Below are 20,044 nucleotides of genomic sequence, written 5' to 3' on the forward strand. Positions count from 1 at the left end.
GCCCTTGAGCACTTTTTTACTACCTTCACGAATGGTGGTGTAAAAACGGCCTGACATTAGCTGAGCTAAGTGATTATTTAATGCGCCGACATTTTCAGAGATTGACATCTCGTTGTCATTTAAAACAACTAACATGTCATTGTGCAAATCACCAGCATGGTTCATGGCTTCAAACACCATGCCGCCAGTCATTGCACCATCACCGATAACAGCAACGACTTTACGATCTTTCTGCTCTTTTTCAGCTGCAACAGCCATGGCTAATGCTGCACTGACAGAAGTACCTGAGTGACCAACACTAAATGTGTCGTATTCACTTTCTTCACGCCATGGGAAAGGGTGCAATCCATTTTTCTGACGAATGGTGTGCATCTGGTCGCGACGCCCAGTGAGAATTTTGTGCGGGTATGCCTGATGACCTACATCCCAGACGACGCGATCAAACGGCGTGTTGTAGACATAGTGAAGCGCTACTGTTAATTCAACAGTACCTAGGCCTGAAGCAAAGTGGCCACTGGAGTTACTGACTGATTTAAGCAAGAATTGTCTTAGCTCATCAGACAGTTGTGGCAGCATGCCTTGAGGCAGCTTTTTTAAATCTTCAGGCGTATTAGCTTGTGCCAATACCGGAAATTGAGAATTATCGAAACTCATAAGGAGATAAACTGTCTCTTTTATAATCTTCGCGCAATGATATAGCGGGCGAAGTCTGCAATTAACTGGCTATTGTAGGTCAAATTTGCCAGCGCTGATAGTGCATCGTTAATTAGTTTTTCGGCGCATTCATTTGCACCATCAAGTCCAAGTAAGCGCGGGAAAGTACTCTTGTTCGCTTCTTCATCACTGCCTTGGGGCTTACCTAACTCTTCTGTGCTAGATGTGATGTCTAATATGTCATCTTGAACTTGGAAAGCTAAGCCGATGTTAGCGGCGAACTCTCTTATAATTTGTTGTTCATCTTGGCTAGCGTTTGCAGCAATTAAAGCTAATTCAGCTGCACAGCTAATCAGCGCACCCGTTTTTTTATTATGAAGCTGAGTTAACTGTTCAAGATTGATACGTTTGTCTGTTGAACTCAGATCAATTGCTTGACCGCCACACATGCCGCTATAACCCGATGCTTTCGCTAATGCAGTTACCATGGCCAATTGTTGTTGTGGGGTGATGTTAGTGTTCGGCTGACATATGAGTTCAAAAGCGAGTGTTTGTAGCGCATCACCAGCAAGAATAGCTGTTGCTTCATCAAAGGCAATATGAACGGTTGGCTGACCACGACGAAGCGCATCATCATCCATGGCCGGTAAATCATCATGGATCAATGAATAGGCATGAACACACTCAATAGCTGCCGCTGCATTATCGAGTAATTCGATATCGGCGCCTAACATTTCGCCAATGCTGTAAACCATAAAAGGTCGAATGCGTTTTCCACCTAATAAAGCGCCATGGGTCATTGCTGCTTTTAATTCAGGTGCTGTGTCATCGAGTTCTGCAAGTTTATTTTTTAGAACATTATCGACACGCTGTTGATACTTTTCAATTGCTTGGGCTAACACGCTTATTCGCCTTCAACGGTAAATGGGCTCAGGTTGGTATCGTCTTCATCCAATAAAATTGATACTTTCTGTTGTGCTTGTTCAAGCTTGGACTGGCTTTGACGAACCAGTTTAATTCCACGCTCAAATTGTTTGAGGGCACTGTCTAGTGTGACTTCACCTTGCTCAAGATCTGCAACGATGTTTTCAAGCTCCGATAAGGACTCTTCAAAACTAAGATTCTCAGGTTTTTTTGCCACAATTATTGTTCCTTTTGTTGTGCGGAGGACAAGGTATATCAGGGCGAGCTAAGGGTCAAATTCAGTCGTAGTTTATTTGCTCAAAAGCACGCTTTGTGACTGAAAAATTATACAATTCATAAAATAACTCTAAACTTGGGCTAAGTTTGACCGATAACTATAACGAATGCCAGTTTCCTTCATCGACTATCAATATTCTTATTGAGATGAGAGTACTTTTTAAATGGAAGTTGATGAAATTTTTATCACTACTGGCTGTTTTTTATTAGAATGCTGCTTATTGAGTGTTTTTTTGTTATTTGAACTATTAACCCTGTGACTCAGGGTGTTACATTGATATCCATAAATGGTTATTGCTATTTATGACCATCAATAGGTAAGGCAGCATTTTAAGACTGCAATCAAGGAGAAATTGTGGATTTAGCAACCCTAATAGGTTTGATCGGAGCCTTTGCTTTTATTATTGGGTCAATGGTCAGCAGTGGCGGTATTTCAATTTTTGTTGATGTGCCATCGGTGATGATCGTATTTATTGGCTCATTGTTCGTCGTCATGATGAAGTACAATTTAAAGCAATTCCTTGGGGCGGTTAAAATTGGCGCTAAAGCCTTCATGTTTAAAATTGATAAACCTGAAGACTTGATTGAACAGTCGGTAAATATGGCTGATGCCGCTCGAAAAGGCGGATTCCTTGCATTAGAAGAAGCCCAAATTACAAACAGTTTTATGCAAAAAGCGGTCGATATGCTAGTCGATGGCCACGATGGTGATGTGGTACGTGAAGCGCTTGAAAAAGATATTGCACTGACCGAAGAGCGTCACAAAACAGGTGTTGGAATTTTTAAATCATTAGGTGATGTCGCTCCAGCAATGGGGATGATTGGTACCTTGATTGGTCTTGTTGCCATGTTATCAAACATGGACGACCCTAAATCAATTGGTCCTTCAATGGCTGTTGCGCTACTTACTACGCTATATGGTGCAATTATCGCCAACATGATAGCTATCCCAATTGCTGACAAACTACAACTCAGAATGACTGAAGAGCTACTCAACCGTAACCTGATTATGGATGCGGTATTAGCCATTCAAGATGGCCAAAACCCTCGCGTTATCGAAGGCTTCCTTAAAAACTACTTATCCGAAAAGCAACGTCAAATCGATACAACGGACGGAGAATAACTCATGGCTAAAAAAGCCAAGTGTAATTGTCCACCACCTGGAGCACCATTATGGTTAGCAACCTTTGCTGACCTAATGTCTTTGTTGATGTGCTTTTTCGTTTTGCTACTAGCATTCTCTGAAATGGATGTGATGAAGTTTAAGCAAATTGCTGGTTCAATGAAGTACGCTTTTGGTGTGCAAAATAAAGTAGAAGTGAAAGACATTCCTAAAGGGACATCAGTCATTGCACTGGAATTTCGCCCCGGTAAGCCTGATCCTACCCCGATTGAAATTATCAATCAGCAAACTAATGAAATGACCCAGCAAACCATTGAGTATCAAGCGGGTGATGATGCTAGTGCTGGTGGGGTGCAGAAACAACAAGGTGAAGACAGAGGTGGTAATGCCGCTGCGACGGCGCAGCAACAAGCTCAAGCGCAGCAATCTCAGGCGTCATCTGAACAAGAGAATATTAACGATCAAGTTAAGAAAATGGCTGAGAAACTCAATGAAGAAATTGTCGATGGTGCCATTGAAATAGAATCGTTAGGCCAGCAAATTATTATTCGAATCCGAGAGAAAGGATCTTTTGCTTCAGGCTCTGGTTTTTTACAGCCACGTTTTAAACCTGTCGTACGCTCAATTGGTGATTTACTCAAAGATGTGCCAGGCATTATTACTGTTTCGGGTCATACAGATGGTATGCATATCAGTAACGAGCTTTACAGCTCAAATTGGGATTTATCCAGTAAACGTGCGGTTGCCGTAGCTCACGAGCTTGCCAAAGTAACCGGCTTTGATGAATCCAGAATGCAAGTTGTTGGCATGGCGTCTAATTCGCCATTAGTACCCAATGACTCTAATCAAAATCGAAGCCGTAACCGCCGAGTTGAAATTGCCATTGAGCAAGGTAAAGCAAAAGAATCTAGAGAGATTGAAGCGATACCTCAGCCTTAATTAAGCTCTGCTATTATCACTGTTTTAATTGAAAGAGATGATTTAAAACAAATTTTACCAGACTAAATTAACACCGTTTTAGTCATAGTATTGCACTTGGAATAGCCGCTTTAATTAAGCGGCTTTTTTATTGATTTCGGCACAATTCACTCAAACTCGTCACAGTCTACGGAATGCAATTTAATGCGTTTGGTAAATAGCCAATTTTTGCTATAATCCCGCCCTTAAATGGCTGGTCACTATACCAGCCATCGTTTTTATGCCTGTAAACACCAATATTAATGCCAAAAGTAAACTCTCAAATAACCTGAGAAGACCGCTTTATAGCGTTAGACTATTAGTGCTTATTAGGTTGATACCGAATCAGATGCCCGCGGAAGTCCAATGAAGTTTATCGTAAAGCTATACCCAGAAATCATGATGAAAAGTAAAACCGTTAGAATGCGTTTTACTAAAATCCTTGAAACAAACATTCGCAATGTACTGAAAAAAGTTGATGAAGACGTAAGAGTGCAGCGCCAATGGGATCGCATCATGATCCATGTAGCTAGCGATGAACAAGCAAGAGTAGATGCTATTTCTGCGCGTTTAGAGTGTATTCCTGGTATTGCGCATGTGATCCAAGTAGATGAGTACAGCTTCGATTCTATTGATGATATTTATCAGCAAGTGTTACCTGTTTATAAAGATGAGCTTGCGGGTAAAACTTTCTGTGTTCGTGTAAAACGTACCGGTAAGCATGACTTTAATTCAATTGAAGTTGAACGTTACGTGGGCGGCGGATTGAATCAGCATACTGATGCTGCTGGCGTTAAGCTTAAAAACCCTGATATGACAGTGAATCTAGAAATCGATCACGACAAGCTTTATATGGTTGTTCGCCGTATTGAAGGTCTTGGTGGATTCCCTATGGCAACCCAAGAAGATGTGTTGTCATTAATTTCTGGTGGTTTCGATTCTGGTGTTTCTAGTTACCAATTTATTAAGAAGGGTGCGCGTACTCACTACTGCTTCTTTAACTTAGGTGGTGCACAACACGAAATTGGTGTTAAACAAGTGGCTTATCACCTATGGCAGAAATACGGCGAGTCACACAAAGTACGTTTCATCACTGTTCCTTTTGAGCCTGTGGTTGAAGAAATATTAGAGCGCATTGATAATGGTCAAATGGGCGTTATTTTAAAACGTGTGATGATGCGAGCTGCCACTAAGATAGCTGAAAAGTACGGTATTCAAGCATTGGTTACAGGCGAAAGCTTAGGTCAAGTGTCAAGTCAAACGCTGACTAACCTAAACGTAATTGATCGTTGTACTGATTTATTGATTTTGCGCCCGTTGATCACTATGGACAAGCAAGACATCATTAATGAGAGTCGCAAAATTGGTACAGAAGATTTTGCCAAAGCTATTCCTGAATATTGTGGTGTGATTTCTCAAAAGCCTACCGTCAAAGCTGTACTGGCGAAAATTGAAGCTGAAGAACTTAAGTTTACTGAAGACTTAATTGATCGTGTGGTTAACGACGCAGTGGTTATTGATATTAAACAGATTGCTGAAAAGGTAGAGACAACCGTCAGTGAAACAGAAACTGTTGAAGCTATCGATAATGGTAATGTCGTGATTGATATTCGTGCCCAAGACGAAGAAGAGCAAAACCCGCTTAACATCGAAGATACTGAGATTTTGAAAATCCCTTTCTTTAAATTAGCGACTCAATTTGCTGACTTAGATAAAGAGAAAACTTACTTACTGTATTGCGATCGTGGCGTGATGAGTAAGCTGCAAGCGCTCTACTTAACCGAACAAGGTTACAGTAACGTGAAGGTATACCGCCCTTAAGCGGTAGCCTTTCAATTTAAATTTTATATCAAATAGCCATCGGCATAACGTCGCTGGCTATTTTTTTGCTTTTTTCTCTGTTAGGGCCTGTTGATCTTTGTTGGTTAAGTTTTGTTCGAAATAAAAGCGTTTTAATCGAGGCGGATGAATTGATGCCTAGTCATCTAAGCAAAGTTCATTCAACAAAGAGTAAAACGCTTTTAGTCGAACCCTTCGGGCAGCGTTTGTTGGTCATTTTTACTGTGTTATCGACTTTTTATGTAGAATAACTACACCACAAAGTCTCTGCCTTGTACAAATGACCAACAATTCGCAGCAAAAACAACTTCAAAAGATCAACAGGCCCTAGTAAAAGACATAAAAAAAACCGCATTACCATTAATTTGGCTAATGCGGTTTTTTTGTAGCTGTTTTTAAAGTAGATTATTCAGCAATGCGAACTTCTGCTGTCGTCACTGTTGCTTTCTCTTCTTTCTCAGCAGTTAAGGTGTTTTTAACATCGACATCAACGTTGTTTTGCATTTCTGTCATACTTTGCTCTAGTTCAGCGTTAATTGATGCTTGAAGATCACTGATATCGATTGTGGTATCAGTTGCATTTGCTGCAAAAGTAAATGAAGAGAGTAAAGCTACTGTAGCTAAAGTTTTTAAGTTAAACATAAAGGGTCGCCTCCGGGCTGACAAATCACACTGTCGGACACTCCCTCTTTTCCATATTGAGATTGTCCAACTCACTAAATTTCAATGGTTATAATTTATACGAACAGAGTGTTCTTTACAAACGACAAAAAATAACGATAATCATTAGAAAAACTAATTAAAAAACGAGAGACGGATCACTATGTCGAGAAGATTGCCACCTTTAAATGCTGTAAAAGCATTCGAAGCAGCTGCAAGGCACTTGAGTTTTACTCGTGCTGCAGAAGAGCTATTTGTCACACAAGCGGCAGTGAGTCATCAAATTAAAGCGTTAGAAGACTTTTTAGGCTTAAAACTGTTTCGCCGCAAGAACCGTTCACTGCTATTAACCGAAGAAGGCCAAAGCTACTTCCTCGATATTAAAGATATTTTTATTCAATTAGGTGAGTCAACCGATAGGCTTTTAGCCAGAAGTGCAATTGGTTCATTGACTGTGAGTATGTCTCCAAGCTTTGCAATTCAATGGCTTGTACCAAGATTAGCCAAATTCAGTGAGCAGAATCCTGATATCGACGTACGCATTAAAGCTGTAGACAGTGAAGCTGATTCTTTAACTGATGATGTTGACGTTGCTATTTATTATGGCCAAGGAAACTGGCCAGGGCTGCGAGCTGATAAGTTGCGCAATGAAGTACTTATTCCGGTTTGTTCTCCATTATTATTGAGTGGACCTAAACCATTAGAGAAACCGAGCGACCTTAAAAATCACACCTTATTACACGATTCTAGTCGTCATGATTGGCAAGCGTGGTTTAGACAATGCGGGATTAATGAAATTAATGTTAACTCTGGCCCAATCTTTAGCCATTCGTCGTTAGTTTTACAGGCTGCCGCCCACGGACAAGGGGTTGCTTTAGGTTATAGCGTTCTGGCAAGGCCTGATATTAAAGCGGGTCGGTTAGTGTGTCCATTCTCGGAAGTGCTGGTGAGTAAAGATGCTTATTACTTGGTTTGCCAGCAAAATCATTCAGAACTTGGCAAGGTTGCGGCGTTTCGTGAGTGGATGGTTGACATGTTTGCTGAAGAATCTCGAAGCGAATTACTTGCAGGTTAGCACTTTAGTTAAGTTGAAGTTAGCAGCACTTTAGTTATTTTGAAGCTAACGGCACTTTAGCTATTTTGAAGCTAACAGCACTTTAACTATTTTGAAGCTAACAGCAGTTTAGCAAACAGTTAGTTTATATTGAAAAGCGATAATAATGACTCAAGTAGAAGAAACAATTTCAGCACAAGCAGCCCAAGCATCACAAGCAATAGAATCTGTGTTATTGGGTAAGCCAAGTAAAACTTTAGTGGTCTTTGCTCATGGCGCTGGCGCTAATATGCATTCTGATTTTATGGAGCAGGTCGCCAATAAGCTTGTTGAAACTGGCGTGCAAGTTTTGCGGTTTAATTTTTTGTATATGCAAGCCAACATGCGAGATGGCAAAAGAAGGCCGCCGGATAGGGCTCCTAAGTTACTGAACTATTATCAGCAAGTGTTAGCCGAAATCTTATCTAATATTAATGACGGCAGTTTAGTCACTGAAAATATCATTCTTATGGGTAAATCCATGGGGGGAAGAATGTCTGCCATGATAATGACGCCCGAACTTGCTGATACTGATAAGGTTGAAATTCATCCACAATTTGAACAGGTCAAGAAGTTAATCAAAGGCGTTGTGTGTCTAGGTTACCCATTTGTGCCGCTTAAAGGTGGTGAGCCAAGGTTATCTCCAATTAATAACGCCAGTTGCCCTGTCATGGTATTACAAGGGGAGCGGGATAAGTTTGGTGGTAAATTGGAAATACCCCATTGGGCAATTAAAGACTCGGTTTCATTAGGCTGGATCACCGATGGCGATCATAGTTTTAAACCACGGAAGTCGTCAGGTACAGATTTAGAAGCTAATCTGCAAGATTGTGTTGAGCAGAGTCAGCAATTTATTGATTCGCTGGTGTAACGAACTTTAGATTTAATAATGGGATATTAAGGTAATAGAATGAAAAAAGGCTTGTTATTGTTAGCGGCATTGAGCGGTTTTTTGGCTGTTGGTTTAGGCGCTTTTGGCGCCCATGGACTTAAAAATATCGCACCACCTGAACTGGTGGCCATTTTTAAGTTAGGCGTTGATTATCATTTTTATCATACCTTTGCGATTATTGCTGTTGCCTTTGCGGGCCATTGGATATCTTCAAAGCTTCTTAATTGGGCGGCAGGTTTGTTCTTTGTGGGTATCCTGCTTTTCTCTGGTTCGTTATATTTGTATGCGTTCACAGGTGCTAAATGGATTGGCCCAATAACCCCAATGGGTGGTTTCTGTATGCTATTGGGCTGGTTATTATTTGCTGTGGCAATATTTAAATATGATGACAAGGCGGCAAGTTAGGCTTAAATCGCTGTGGCATTAATACGTCATTATTCATCATAGTGACCCGAGTTATTTAAAAGCAGTTGAAATATGCTATTTCAACTGCTTTTTTGTTTGTGCTTTTTATATTTTCAGCTCACACAGTGCCAGTAAACTTGCGTATAATGCATATCAATATTGTATTTTTTATTTATATGTACTGACGGCGCTCAATTTAGAGGGCTGTTATTGAAGCTTAAGGTTCACCATGAAAAACCTATTTTTATTCTGCCGTGCAGGCTATGAGAAAGATTGTGCTGCAGAGATTCAACAGCGAGCAGCTGACTTGAATATTGGTGGTTTTGTTAAAACCAATACCAACGATGCCTATGTTATTTACCAATGCTTTGAAGAAGATGGTGGTGAACAGCTAGCCAAAAAAATCGAGCTAAATTCATTAGTCTTTGCCAGACAAATGTTTGCAGCCAATGATTTATTAAAAAACTTGCCAGAAGCCGATCGCATGTCACCAATTGTGGCGGCTTTAGCTGGAGTTAAAAAAGCAGGTGAGCTGAGGGTAGAAACCCCAGACACCAACGAAGCTAAAGAGCTTTCAGGTTTTTGCCGTAAGTTTACTGTGCCGCTTCGTCAAGGGCTTAAAAAGTCTGGTTCACTGCTGGCTCAAGAAAATGATAGAAGACCGATTATCCATGTGTGTTTTGTCGCACCTGGACAAGCTTATGTTGGTTACTCTTTAACTAACAACAGCTCACCTCACTTTATGGGGATTCCACGCCTTAAAATGGCAGCGGATGCGCCGAGTCGTTCAAGCTTAAAGCTGGACGAAGCTTTTGGTCATTTCTTGACGAAAGAAGAGCAAGAGCAGCGTTGTCGTTCTGGACTACATTCTGTGGATTTAGGTGCTTGTCCTGGTGGTTGGACGTATCAGCTTGTTCGCCGAGGTATGTTTGTTGCTGCTGTTGATAACGGTCCTATGGATCAAAAATTAATGGATACAGGACAAGTACGACATTATCGCGCCGATGGTTTTCGTTTTGAACCACCAAGAAAAAACATTTACTGGCTAGTATGTGACATGGTTGAAAAGCCTTCTCGCGTCGCTGAATTGATGGAAGCATGGGCGATTAATGGCTGGTTCAAAGAAGCTATTTTTAACCTTAAGCTGCCAATGAAAAGCCGTTATAAAGAAGTTAGGCAAATCCTTGATACCATGGCTGAGATTTTAAAAGAAAACGAAATCGATGATTTTAAGATCCAATGTAAGCACCTTTACCATGATCGTGATGAAGTGACAGTGCATTTATGGGTTAAACCAAATACGGCATGGAACTTCCACGACTAAATGAATTGTGGCTAATGGATTAATCTTAAACTAGTGCCTCTTGCTAAAAATTAGCGATAAAAAAAGCCCCCAGTGAATGTCACTGAGGGCTTTTTATTATCTGTTTAGCTTAATGCAAGGATTAGCCTAAACGGTCAATAACGGCTTGAGTGAAGTCAGTCGTGCCGTGTGTACCACCTAAATCGCGAGTCGTACGGTCACCTTCTTCAATCACTGCAGAAACTGCACTGCGGATCATTTCAGCTTTATCAGCCATACCTAGATATTCAAGCATTTGGATAGATGCAAGGATAACTGAAGTTGGGTTAGCTAAGTTTTTACCAGCGATATCAGGTGCACTTCCGTGAACGGCTTCAAAGATAGCTGCATCTTTACCGATATTAGCGCCTGGAGCCATACCTAAACCGCCAACTAGACCTGCACATAAGTCAGATAAGATGTCACCGAATAAGTTAGTGGTTACCAATACATCAAAGTTTTCTGGATTCATGACCAACTTCATACAAGTTGCATCAACAATCATTTCTTCTGTTTCGATATCTGGGTAACGTAAGCTAACTTCACGAGCAACTTTTAAGAATAAGCCAGAAGTTGACTTCATGATGTTCGCTTTGTGAACAATCGTTACTTTCTTACGGTTTTCTTTGCGCGCAAGTTCGTATGCGAATGTCGTGATTTGCTCAGCACCTAGGCGAGTAATGATACTAGTCGCTTCTGCTGTTGCGCCATCGTCAGAGACTTTTTGGCCAAGACCAGAATACATACCTTCAGTATTTTCACGAACGGTGATGATATCAATATTGTCGTAACGCGCTTGAGTACCTTTAAAAGAAAGTACAGGACGCACGTTCGCGTATAAGCTGAACTTCTTGCGCAAGCTAACGTTAATTGAAGTGAAACCTTCACCAACAGGAGTTGTTAGTGGGCCTTTCAATGTAATACGGTTTTTTTCGATCAAGTCTAAGGTGCGCTGTGGTACTAATTCACCTTGTTTTTCTAGTGCGGCTAAACCGGCGTCTGCAAATTCATATTCAAAGTCGCAACCAGCCTTGTCGAGAATCTTTAAAGCAGAATCGATAATGCTTGGTCCAATCCCATCACCTGGGATTACGGTTATAGTACGTTTTGGCATGGATAGTCCTTCCACTTAGTGGTTACTGCATTTTCCTGTCAGTGTTAACAACACTGTTACGGGACGATTAACTAACGGTTTTGTTGCGGCGCATTTTAACGAATTTTGAAATTTTTTTACAGGATTTAGTGAGTTTAATCACATATTTTTTATATTTTTTAAGTTAATCCTCAGCTGATTGCTTTAAGATATTCACAACAGCTTAATTTAAAGGTTCAATATGCATCATATTTTGAATGTGATTGTTATTGAATCGTTAATTGGTTCGATGAATTTACCAAGATAGCTTATTGAGGTTAGATTTTTTGAACAGACGACTTTGGTCTAACAGTTTAATAATCAAACTTTATTATAAAGTTGGAAAAATGAAAAACTAAACTTAAGCACGATATTGAACGATTTATTTCAAATTTATGTAAATGAGTCGTTTTCTCAAGGTTGAGCGCAGGAATGAGTCACTATACCCATGTTACCTCAAGATGCTTTGTCAGGCACAAGCTCGGATAACAATGCAAGGCGTAAGCTGAGGTAATTGTTATTCACTTTTCAAAGGTTACAACGTAGCAGTGGTTTTCGAGCTTGCGCCCCATAGGGCAAGTCAAATAGCACCAATCTGCGTTGTTATAAAATATCGATGTAGAACAACTATACTTCAATTTTATGCCTAGCATCTTGGCACTATTTGACTTGCTGACTTTGCATCTTGAAGTATCATGGGTATAAATGCTTAGCCGTTTAAAATAATAAATATAACGAGGATGACTTTGAAGTTACATAAACTTATTCCTTTGACGCTACTCGCAGCGTCAATGTCCATTACAGCGGCTGAAAAAAACACGACGCTTTCGCTAAATGACATCATGCATTTTGAAACCCTCAAGCAACCTGTAATTTCCGATAACGGAAAAACATTGGTTGTTGAGGCGATGCCAGATAGAGGTGATAGTCGTGCTTTAGTCAATCTTGTTGAATCTAAAAAGCAGTTTGTTATTGCTGGTGGTTCTGACGTTAAGGTTAATAGCCAAGGTAGTTTTGCTATTGCAACACTAGCCCCTTCATTATTAAGTCAAGAAACCTTGAAAAAGTCTGAACTGCATTCAGGCCTTGCGCTGCTTAATACTGCTACGGGTGAACAGCAAACCTTTGAAAAAGTGAAGCAAGCTGAATTTAGCCAAGATGGGCTATTTCTAGCTATTTGGTTTGAAGGCAAAGATGGCAAAGATTCAGATGGCAAAGATTCAGATGATAAAGATGCCAAAAAAATTAATGAGAAAGATATAGGCAGTGGGTTTAAGCTTGTAAAACTCTCAGACAAGTCGACTCATGATTTTGAAAATGTCACTCAATTTGCTTTTGATCGAGTTGCCAAAAACTTCGTAGTTGCTATTAATGACATTAAATCAAAACATCATGCCATTAAGAAAGTGAACTTAGTGAATAACACGCTAACGCAACTTTATAAGAGCAGCGATGCACAAATTGGTGAGCTGAGTTTGTCTGATGATGCTAAGTGGTTAGCGTTTACTCAAGGCTCTGCAGCAGAAGATCGGGATGAACGTGAGTATCAACTGTCGTTATTGAACCTTGAGACCAATGAGCTTAAAGAAACCCCGAAAGATGATGATTGGACATTGAATCAGTACTCTAAGGTATTTTTCTCTGAAGATAGCTTAAGACTTTTTTTAGGCCGTGTACCACAGGTTGATAAAGTCGTCACGCTTGCAAAAATAGAGAGTGAAGCTGATTTATTCGATGAAACTGTTGTTACCGGTTTACGTAACTTAAAAGTGTGGCATGGGGATGACCCTAAGATTAAGCCTCACGAAATCAAGCAATACTCAAAAGAGCAGAAGCGTACCTATTTATCGGTTTTGCATATCAATGCCAACCGTATTGTCCAACTTGCCGATGAGTCTATTCCTGATGTGCAATATGGTGAACAACAACGTTATTTGTTAGCGACGTCTGATGTGCCATACCAGAAAATGATTACTTGGGCAGGTTTCTATCAAGACGTGTATTTAGTTGATTTAAATACTGGTCGTAAACAACAGTTGTTAACTCAGCACCCATCGAATGAAATGCCGACATTATCACCAAATGCTCGTTTTGTTGCTTATTATCAACAAGGCCAGCTGTTTATTTACGATATTGCTGGGGTGAGAAGACATACTATTTCAAAAGACATTAGTGTCAGCTTTGCGAACGAAGATCATGATTACCCTGGCAATGCTCCTAGCTATGGATTCGGACCTTGGTTAGCTGATGGCTCAGGTATTATTGCTTACGATAAATATGATATGTGGCAGTTTAATTCGTCATCATTTGACGGGTTTATGCTTTCAAACGGTGAGGGGCGTAAAACTAAGACACAGTTACGAATTGAAGGTTTATATGAAGAACAAAATGCTCCTGCTGAGATAACACAAGATCAGACTTTGCTTATTCATGGTTATAACGAAGCAACCAAAGCCGACAGTTTATACAGTGCAACTGTAGGTGTGCCTGGTTTAACCGAATTGGTGGATAGTGGTGCAAAATTAAAAGTGCTTGCGCGCAGTAAGAATACCGACACCATAGTGTTTTCTAAAGAGCGTTATGATTTATACCCAGACCTTTATACTGCAAGTGTTACTTCGCCAAACAATGCGGTTAAACAAACTCAATTAGATAAGCAGCGTGACGGTTTTGATTGGGGCAGTGCTGAACTTGTGCAATGGAGTGATGCTGATGGTCGCCAAACCGATGGTGTACTAATTAAGCCGACTGATTATCAAGAAGGTCAGCAATACCCTGTGATGGTGTATTTCTACCGCTTTATGAGTGACCGTTTACATTCATTCCCTCATATGGCTATCAATCATCGTCCTAACTTTGCTTGGTATGCAGATAATGGCTACGCTATTTTCTTACCGGATATTCGTTTTGAAGTAGGTTATCCAGGCGCCTCTGCAGTTAAAGGTTTAACTTCTGGCGTCCAAAAGCTAATTGATATGGGCATAGCAGATCCTAATGCTGTCGGTATTCAAGGACATTCGTGGGGTGGTTACCAAACCGCTTTCGCTGTAACCCAAACCAATATCTTTAAAGCTGCTGTCACAGGTGCACCTGTATCGAACATGACCAGTGCTTATAGTGGTATTCGTCATGGCTCAGGATTAGCGCGTCAATTTCAATATGAAACAGGCCAAAGCCGTATTGCAGAAAGCTTATTTCAGTCGCCACAAAAATACATTGAAAACTCACCGGTGTTTTACGCCGAGCGTATTCAAACACCTATGATGATCATGTTTGGTGATAAAGATGATGCGGTGCCTTGGGAGCAAGGTGTTGAATTATATTTAGCTATGCGCCGTACAGGTAAAGATGTGGTGTTTTTACAATATGAAGATGAGCCGCACCATTTGAAGAAGTATCCAAATAAATTGGACTACACTATTCGAATGAAACAGTACTTTGACCATTATTTGAAGGGAGCGCCAGCACCGCAATGGTTAGAAAAAGGCGAGGCTTACCAAGAGTATAAATCTGCTAAATAAAGCTTGTCTGTTTGATAGAAATAAAAAATGCCGCTTACTGCGGCATTTTTTATGTCTTAAGCTTTTTATTTCTTAAACAAGCGAACTCGTATTGAAAGCTAGTGCCTAGAAATAGCGCTTAGAACGACTGTTTAGAGTTGTTTAGAGCTGTTTAGAACTTGTGCTAAGAATTCTTTTTAGCACAAGTTTTTTAGTGCTATTGCTTAGATTGTTCCGTTTCTGTTGTGGCTTCAGTAATGGGGTGTGGATTACTAGAAACACTTGAGTCAACGATATTATTTAGAATCGGAATTTGTAAAAACTGGTCATAAGTCTCTTGTCCCCAAGCTATCAAAGCGCCATTTTTAAATAATAATGGAGTGCACTCATCTCGCGTCGTTTTGCCATCTGACTTAACGTGATGTGTTCTGTAAAACATTATTTGGAAGTTTGCTTCATCAGTCGCCTTGGCTTCAGTAAAGTCAGCACGCCCCATCTTACTGCGGATAGATTCAATGGTTTGGCCAATTTTAATTTCGCTAAGCATTTGATGGTTAAATTCTTGTCTATCTTGCCAGCTGCGATCTTCCGGTCGTGGTTCGTATACTAAAACAACAGTAATTGCGAAAACAACGTAAGCAATAAACATAGAAGCAATAAGGAAGGATAAGGAAGGTTTCATTGTCTAAACACTCCTTTCTGTCATTGATGGCACTCTAAATTGCTTTAAATTGATATTAAGCGGCATATGGCATTGTAGCTGAGCAAGTTTATAACTCACTCGTGCCATTTCTTTTCCATCTAATAACTTTTGTGCTTGCTTAGCCCCTAGGTTATCGATTGATTTATACAGGTTGGCTAAGCTGCGAAATTTATTTAATAAATCAGCAGCAGATTTAGGGCCTATTCCAGCGATACCAGGTACTTTATTACCAGAGTCACCCGCTAAAGCAATAAAGTCTAAAATTTGGTTTTGCTGCACAGCTAATTTCTTTTCATACTCTTTGATATCAAAATACTGCTGTTTGAAATGGTCCCAAATATCAATATTGTTTTGCCAGATCTGACCAAAGCCTTTATCCGTCGACACAATAATGGCTTGACCATTATTTTCAGCAATTTTGGTGGCTAGGGTGGCGATGACATCGTCAGCTTCAGAAGCGGCGTCATGGGAGTTGATATGTGCTTCGGCTAGGGCTGCTTTAATGTCGGTTAACCCAGTTTTTAAAGGCGCAGGCATAGGTTTGCGACCTTTCTTGTAATCAGGGTATAACTGTTTACGCCATGACTCTTCATCTCCATCCCAAACAACAATCGCATGAGTGGGTTGGTGATGTTTAAGGAGCTTTTTAGCCGCAGAAATGGTTCGCTCTTTAACGCTGGCGATGTCATTTTCATCTGGTAATACAGCATGAATACGTCTAACAAGATTGAGACCATCGATGATCAATAGTTTATTCATGTTTTATCTTTCGTAGCTGGTGGTACGACTCAATTGAGCCGTTGTAGGATAAATTTATTTTCACACCTTTAAAGTTTCATTTCAGATGTGTTTTTATGATGACTAATCATATAGCTATTTAACATGATATTAAACAATACCCTGCATTTTACTTTGTTGAGAGAGACTAATTGGGATATAGATTAATAGGGATAAAGACTCATAGGGATATAGATAATGGCTGCTTTATTTGAAAGGCTGCTAAATTGTGAAAGACAGCTAAGAGTTTACTGGGGTTTGGCTAAGGCTTAAACATATCGAGTTTGTTTACATCAAGCACAGTGCCATTAGTTGGCTGCTTGATGTAAACCTTACTTAGGCATGTGGCCTATATAGAGCAGGCTCTAATCCTTAAGGTTAGCTAGTCCTTTCATTGATTATTTGATAACAAGGAATATAGTCACTACCGGGTAATTTCATTCTTTGTTGTTTTACAAATGCTTTTAATAGCTTATCCATCATGGCCATTAATTTCTCATCGCCGCGAATTTCAAATGGACCGAACTCATCAATCAATTTAATGGTATCGCTCTTAACATTACCAGCGACAATACCTGAAAAAGCGCGTCTTAGGGTTGCGGCAAGATCGGCTTTGTTAGGTTGAAAGTACAGGTGTAAGTTACTCATCACTTCGTGATTGGGCTCAAATGGTAGCTGAAATTCAGGTTCAATTTTTAAAGACCACTGATATTGATAAGCATCACCTAAGCTTTTACGCATTTCTTTTACTTTGAGCATACCTTGTTTCATGATGCGACCGACTTTAACAGGATCGTCTATGATGATTTGATATTTATCTTGTGCTTCTTTACCTAATGTCGCACTAATAAAAGCGTCGATTTCAGAAAAGTAGTCAGCGCTCTCTTTAGGGCCAGTAAGAATGAGTGGGAAGGGTAATGCTTGATTTGCTTGATTGAGTAATATTCCAAGAATATAGAGCAGCTCTTCAGCGGTTCCAGCGCCACCAGGAAAGATGACAACCCCGTGACCTAAGCGCACAAATGCTTCTAAGCGTTTTTCGATATCAGGTAATATGACTAATTCATTGACGATTTGATTGGGTGGCTCTGCTGCGATAATACTTGGCTCAGTCAAACCTATATATCTGGCATTATTGACCCGTTGTTTAGCGTGGCCAATGGCTGCACCTTTCATCGGGCCTTCCATTGCTCCTGGGCCACAACCTGTACAAATATCTAATCCTCTTAATCCAAGTTCATAGCCGACTTCTCGAGTATATTGATATTCAATTGCGTTAATACTGTGGCCGCCCCAACATACCACCACATTGGGATCTTTCATCGGTGAAATGACTCTAGCATTTCGAAGTATATCAAATACGACATTGGTGATATGACTGGCATTGGTGAGATTGATGTGCTTTAAGTTATCGTATTTGTTATCGATATAGACAATGTCACGTAGCACGGCAAACAGGTGCTCTTGAATGCCGGCAATAATTTCACCGTCAACAAATGCTTGTTCTGGGGGATTAATCAGTTCAATGAGCAGACCGCGTTCGCGCTGCAATACATTAATATCAAAATTAGAATAGCTATCAAATAATGCTTCTGAGCTATCACTTTGAAGGCCAGAAGCCAGTACTGCTAAAGAGCAATTTCTTAGCAGTTGATACAGTTCACTTTTAGCGCTTTGTTTAAGACGGTTAACTTCCATTTGAGACAGTTGATCTAAACTGCCCCTGGGGCTAATTTTTACAATCATAAGCAACTCCTCTAAGAGATGAGTTGCCTATGATATTAAATATCGATTACGACTCTATCTCTGCCATTATTCTTTGCTTTGTAAAGTGCAGCATCTGCTCGTTCAAACGTTTCTTCGATTCGTTCATTGTCCATTACTTGTGCTGCGCCAATGGATAATGTGACAGTAATACGCTGATTCTTAAATTTAAATGGAATGTTCTTAATTTTTTCACGTACACGGTTTAATAATAAACCAATATTGTCTTCATTGACTTCTGGCAGCAATAAAACAAATTCTTCACCGCCATATCTTGCGACAAACTCGCTTTCACGAAGTGAGTTTTTAAGCGCCATTGCGATTACCTGTAGGGTCTTGTCACCAGTGCTATGGCCGAAATTATCATTAACAGATTTAAAATAATCAATATCGGTGACAGCTACCCAAAGCGGGGTACTAAAGCGTTTATGGTTTCTGAACTCTTGTTCCATACGATCTTCAAGTGCCGCACGGTTTGGTAATTGAGTTAACGGATCAAGCAAATTAAGTTTTTGATGCTCAAATAGCTTTTCTTTATAAGAATTGGCTTCTTTGGTTATGCTTGTCAGCTCTTTACGCATTGACTCAATAGATTTTCGCAGCAAAGCTTGTTCACGACTTTCCAAGGCTTCTTTACGGCTCAATGCATCTTTTAGAGACGCAAGTTGCACGGTAAGCGCTGTCTTTAAAGATAATAAATCATCGGATTCAATTAAAATGCCGTCGGCGTTATCAACGCGTAGATTAATCTCTTTATTGAGCTGTGTTTTGATTTGTTGTGAACGATCATTGTTATTGGCTGTGTTAGTAACAACATCCCTCACTACGCTAATTGCATCATTTAAAGCATACAAAAAGTCTTGAGAAGCCGTTTTCTCACGGGCAATATTATTCAGCAATAAACTTAAAATAGTTTGATAAGACTCAAGTAAAGTATTGAGCTTGATATCACCCATCAATACTTCTTTCATGACTAGGATCTGATCACGTTGTTCTTTTCGAAACTCAATCTCTGATATTTTATGAGCCAGCTCTTTAGCCAAAATAAGGTGTTGAGGCAAGATGACGTGATCATCTGTGCTTGCAAACTCCTTTTGTAAAATGTGCTCATAAAAGCTAATTACTTGTTCAACTTTAGGAATGTACTCCCAAATAGTATGAATAGGTTTGTTGAGATCTTTCTTAAAGTAGTTAATTTCTTTTTTGATTTCATCTGGAGCAGAATCAACTCTTTGTATCTGACTAATGACTCGTGACAGGCTAGTACGGCTTTCTTCTAAACGAGTCATGGTGTGGTGATACTGACCTTTTAACAGGCGTTCAATTTCCACAAGTTCAGGAAGGGCTTCATCTATCTGGTCATAGCCTTGGAGGTGATGACGTAACTTGGCTAGGCGATTATCAAGTTCTAGGTTTTGGCCTTTGCAAGCAAGACTCAAATGCCCTAGAAACTGAATTAAAGTACGCAGTTTTTCATTACGATCTTCATGTATTTCTTCGAGCGCCAACTTAGCCGAATTAAGCTTCTGTTTTAATAATGAAACTTGTGAGACTGCAGTTGAAGAATCTTTCATGCTTATAGGGTTCCTAAAATAAACAAATAACCAACAACATCAGAAATCTGGTCAATTGGCGATACAAACTGATATTAAAGTTGCGCATATCAATGAGATATTAAATAACTATACACCTATATCGGCAGATTAGGACGAAAGCTTAGTTAACTTGGGCTCTACCGCTTAATTTTTAGGCCATTTGATGTCAGAAATTGACCTATTACTTTCTGCTCGGATGATACCTCTTTGCAAAGCATGGGTTAAATTCAAATATAAAGGTTTGAAAAATATAGCCGCCGGAGCAAAGTTCAAGGTCCTAATACTGACGTAAGTATGGCCTACATTGATACTTTTAGCAGCGGCTAACGCATATTGAACAGTTTCAAATAATAACTCGTTGGTTAATCTTAAGTCTGGGTTTGCGAGCAAAGGTAAATTAATGTGGCC

At 40.0% G+C, this 20,044-nt stretch carries 17 protein-coding genes and 1 pseudogene; 8 read left to right on the plus strand and 10 right to left on the minus strand.

Annotated features, from left to right (window positions below; translation table 11 throughout):
* The 3 genes from FNZ24_RS19815 to xseB form a co-directional block, all read right to left on the minus strand.
* Positions 1–654 (minus strand): 1-deoxy-D-xylulose-5-phosphate synthase N-terminal domain-containing protein (locus tag FNZ24_RS19815; protein ID WP_228768560.1); only part of this gene is annotated, 654 nt, incomplete at its 3' end.
* Positions 655–674: 20 nt separating this feature from the next.
* Positions 675–1,556 (minus strand): (2E,6E)-farnesyl diphosphate synthase, encoded by an 882-nt coding sequence (gene ispA, locus FNZ24_RS19820; RefSeq protein WP_153916531.1) that lies wholly within the window; start codon positions 1,554–1,556, stop codon positions 675–677.
* 2 nt (positions 1,557–1,558) lie between these two features.
* A complete protein-coding gene (xseB, locus tag FNZ24_RS19825) occupies positions 1,559–1,795 on the minus strand; it encodes an exodeoxyribonuclease VII small subunit (protein ID WP_102529053.1) in 237 nt (78 codons plus the stop codon).
* Positions 1,796–2,209: 414 nt separating this feature from the next.
* Here xseB and pomA point away from each other — a divergent pair, with 414 nt between their 5' ends.
* The 3 genes from pomA to thiI all read left to right on the plus strand — a co-directional run bounded on the left by pomA (position 2,210) and on the right by thiI (position 5,755).
* Positions 2,210–2,977 carry a flagellar motor protein PomA gene (pomA, locus tag FNZ24_RS19830; RefSeq protein WP_153916532.1) on the plus strand — a complete coding sequence of 256 codons (768 nt, stop codon included), beginning with the start codon at positions 2,210–2,212 and terminating at the stop codon, positions 2,975–2,977.
* A gap of 3 nt (positions 2,978–2,980) precedes the next feature.
* Entirely contained in the window at positions 2,981–3,916 is a 936-nt protein-coding gene (locus tag FNZ24_RS19835; protein WP_153916533.1) for a flagellar motor protein MotB, read from the plus strand.
* 384 nt (positions 3,917–4,300) lie between these two features.
* A complete protein-coding gene (gene thiI / locus FNZ24_RS19840; protein ID WP_153916534.1) occupies positions 4,301–5,755 on the plus strand; it encodes a tRNA uracil 4-sulfurtransferase ThiI in 1,455 nt (484 codons plus the stop codon).
* Between the two features lie 423 nt (positions 5,756–6,178).
* Here the strand turns inward: thiI and FNZ24_RS19845 are convergent, their stop codons facing one another.
* Entirely contained in the window at positions 6,179–6,415 is a 237-nt protein-coding gene (locus tag FNZ24_RS19845) for a hypothetical protein (RefSeq protein ID WP_153916535.1), read from the minus strand.
* A 181-nt stretch (positions 6,416–6,596) separates the two neighbouring features.
* Here FNZ24_RS19845 and FNZ24_RS19850 point away from each other — a divergent pair, with 181 nt between their 5' ends.
* The 4 genes from FNZ24_RS19850 to rlmM all read left to right on the plus strand — a co-directional run bounded on the left by FNZ24_RS19850 (position 6,597) and on the right by rlmM (position 10,147).
* Positions 6,597–7,508, plus strand: coding sequence for a transcriptional regulator GcvA (locus FNZ24_RS19850; RefSeq protein ID WP_153916536.1), 912 nt, complete (start codon positions 6,597–6,599; stop codon positions 7,506–7,508).
* A 145-nt stretch (positions 7,509–7,653) separates the two neighbouring features.
* Entirely contained in the window at positions 7,654–8,397 is a 744-nt protein-coding gene (locus tag FNZ24_RS19855; RefSeq protein ID WP_153916537.1) for an alpha/beta family hydrolase, read from the plus strand.
* 39 nt (positions 8,398–8,436) lie between these two features.
* Positions 8,437–8,823, plus strand: coding sequence for a DUF423 domain-containing protein (locus FNZ24_RS19860; RefSeq protein ID WP_153916538.1), 387 nt, complete (start codon positions 8,437–8,439; stop codon positions 8,821–8,823).
* Positions 8,824–9,052: 229 nt separating this feature from the next.
* Positions 9,053–10,147: a 23S rRNA (cytidine(2498)-2'-O)-methyltransferase RlmM gene (gene rlmM, locus FNZ24_RS19865; RefSeq protein ID WP_153916539.1), complete on the plus strand. Its 1,095-nt coding sequence runs from the start codon at positions 9,053–9,055 to the stop codon at positions 10,145–10,147.
* 121 nt (positions 10,148–10,268) lie between these two features.
* On the opposite strand, the gene FNZ24_RS19870 is transcribed toward rlmM, so the two are convergent.
* Entirely contained in the window at positions 10,269–11,279 is a 1,011-nt protein-coding gene (locus FNZ24_RS19870; RefSeq protein WP_153916540.1) for an isocitrate dehydrogenase, read from the minus strand.
* 758 nt (positions 11,280–12,037) lie between these two features.
* Between FNZ24_RS19870 and FNZ24_RS19875 the strand changes: the two genes are divergently transcribed.
* Positions 12,038–14,818 carry a prolyl oligopeptidase family serine peptidase gene (locus FNZ24_RS19875; protein WP_153916541.1) on the plus strand — a complete coding sequence of 927 codons (2,781 nt, stop codon included), beginning with the start codon at positions 12,038–12,040 and terminating at the stop codon, positions 14,816–14,818.
* 196 nt (positions 14,819–15,014) lie between these two features.
* Here FNZ24_RS19875 and FNZ24_RS19880 read toward each other — a convergent pair whose 3' ends face one another.
* From FNZ24_RS19880 to FNZ24_RS21800, 5 genes and pseudogenes are all read right to left on the minus strand, one after another.
* The gene (locus tag FNZ24_RS19880; RefSeq protein ID WP_153916542.1) at positions 15,015–15,479 is read right to left on the minus strand and encodes a DUF3192 domain-containing protein; all 465 of its coding nucleotides are present in this window, start codon (positions 15,477–15,479) and stop codon (positions 15,015–15,017) included.
* Positions 15,480–15,482: 3 nt separating this feature from the next.
* Positions 15,483–16,259, minus strand: a complete 777-nt coding sequence (gene xni, locus FNZ24_RS19885; RefSeq protein ID WP_153916543.1) for a flap endonuclease Xni — start codon at positions 16,257–16,259, stop codon at positions 15,483–15,485.
* 396 nt (positions 16,260–16,655) lie between these two features.
* The gene (ppnN, locus tag FNZ24_RS19890) at positions 16,656–18,023 is read right to left on the minus strand and encodes a nucleotide 5'-monophosphate nucleosidase PpnN (protein ID WP_153916544.1); all 1,368 of its coding nucleotides are present in this window, start codon (positions 18,021–18,023) and stop codon (positions 16,656–16,658) included.
* 35 nt (positions 18,024–18,058) lie between these two features.
* A complete protein-coding gene (locus FNZ24_RS19895; RefSeq protein WP_153916545.1) occupies positions 18,059–19,615 on the minus strand; it encodes a GGDEF domain-containing protein in 1,557 nt (518 codons plus the stop codon).
* A 165-nt stretch (positions 19,616–19,780) separates the two neighbouring features.
* Positions 19,781–20,044, minus strand: a pseudogene (locus tag FNZ24_RS21800) (tetratricopeptide repeat protein); the annotation flags it as partial.

It is taken from the genome of Shewanella sp. TC10 (assembly GCF_009663145.1).
Lineage (GTDB): Bacteria > Pseudomonadota > Gammaproteobacteria > Enterobacterales > Shewanellaceae > Shewanella.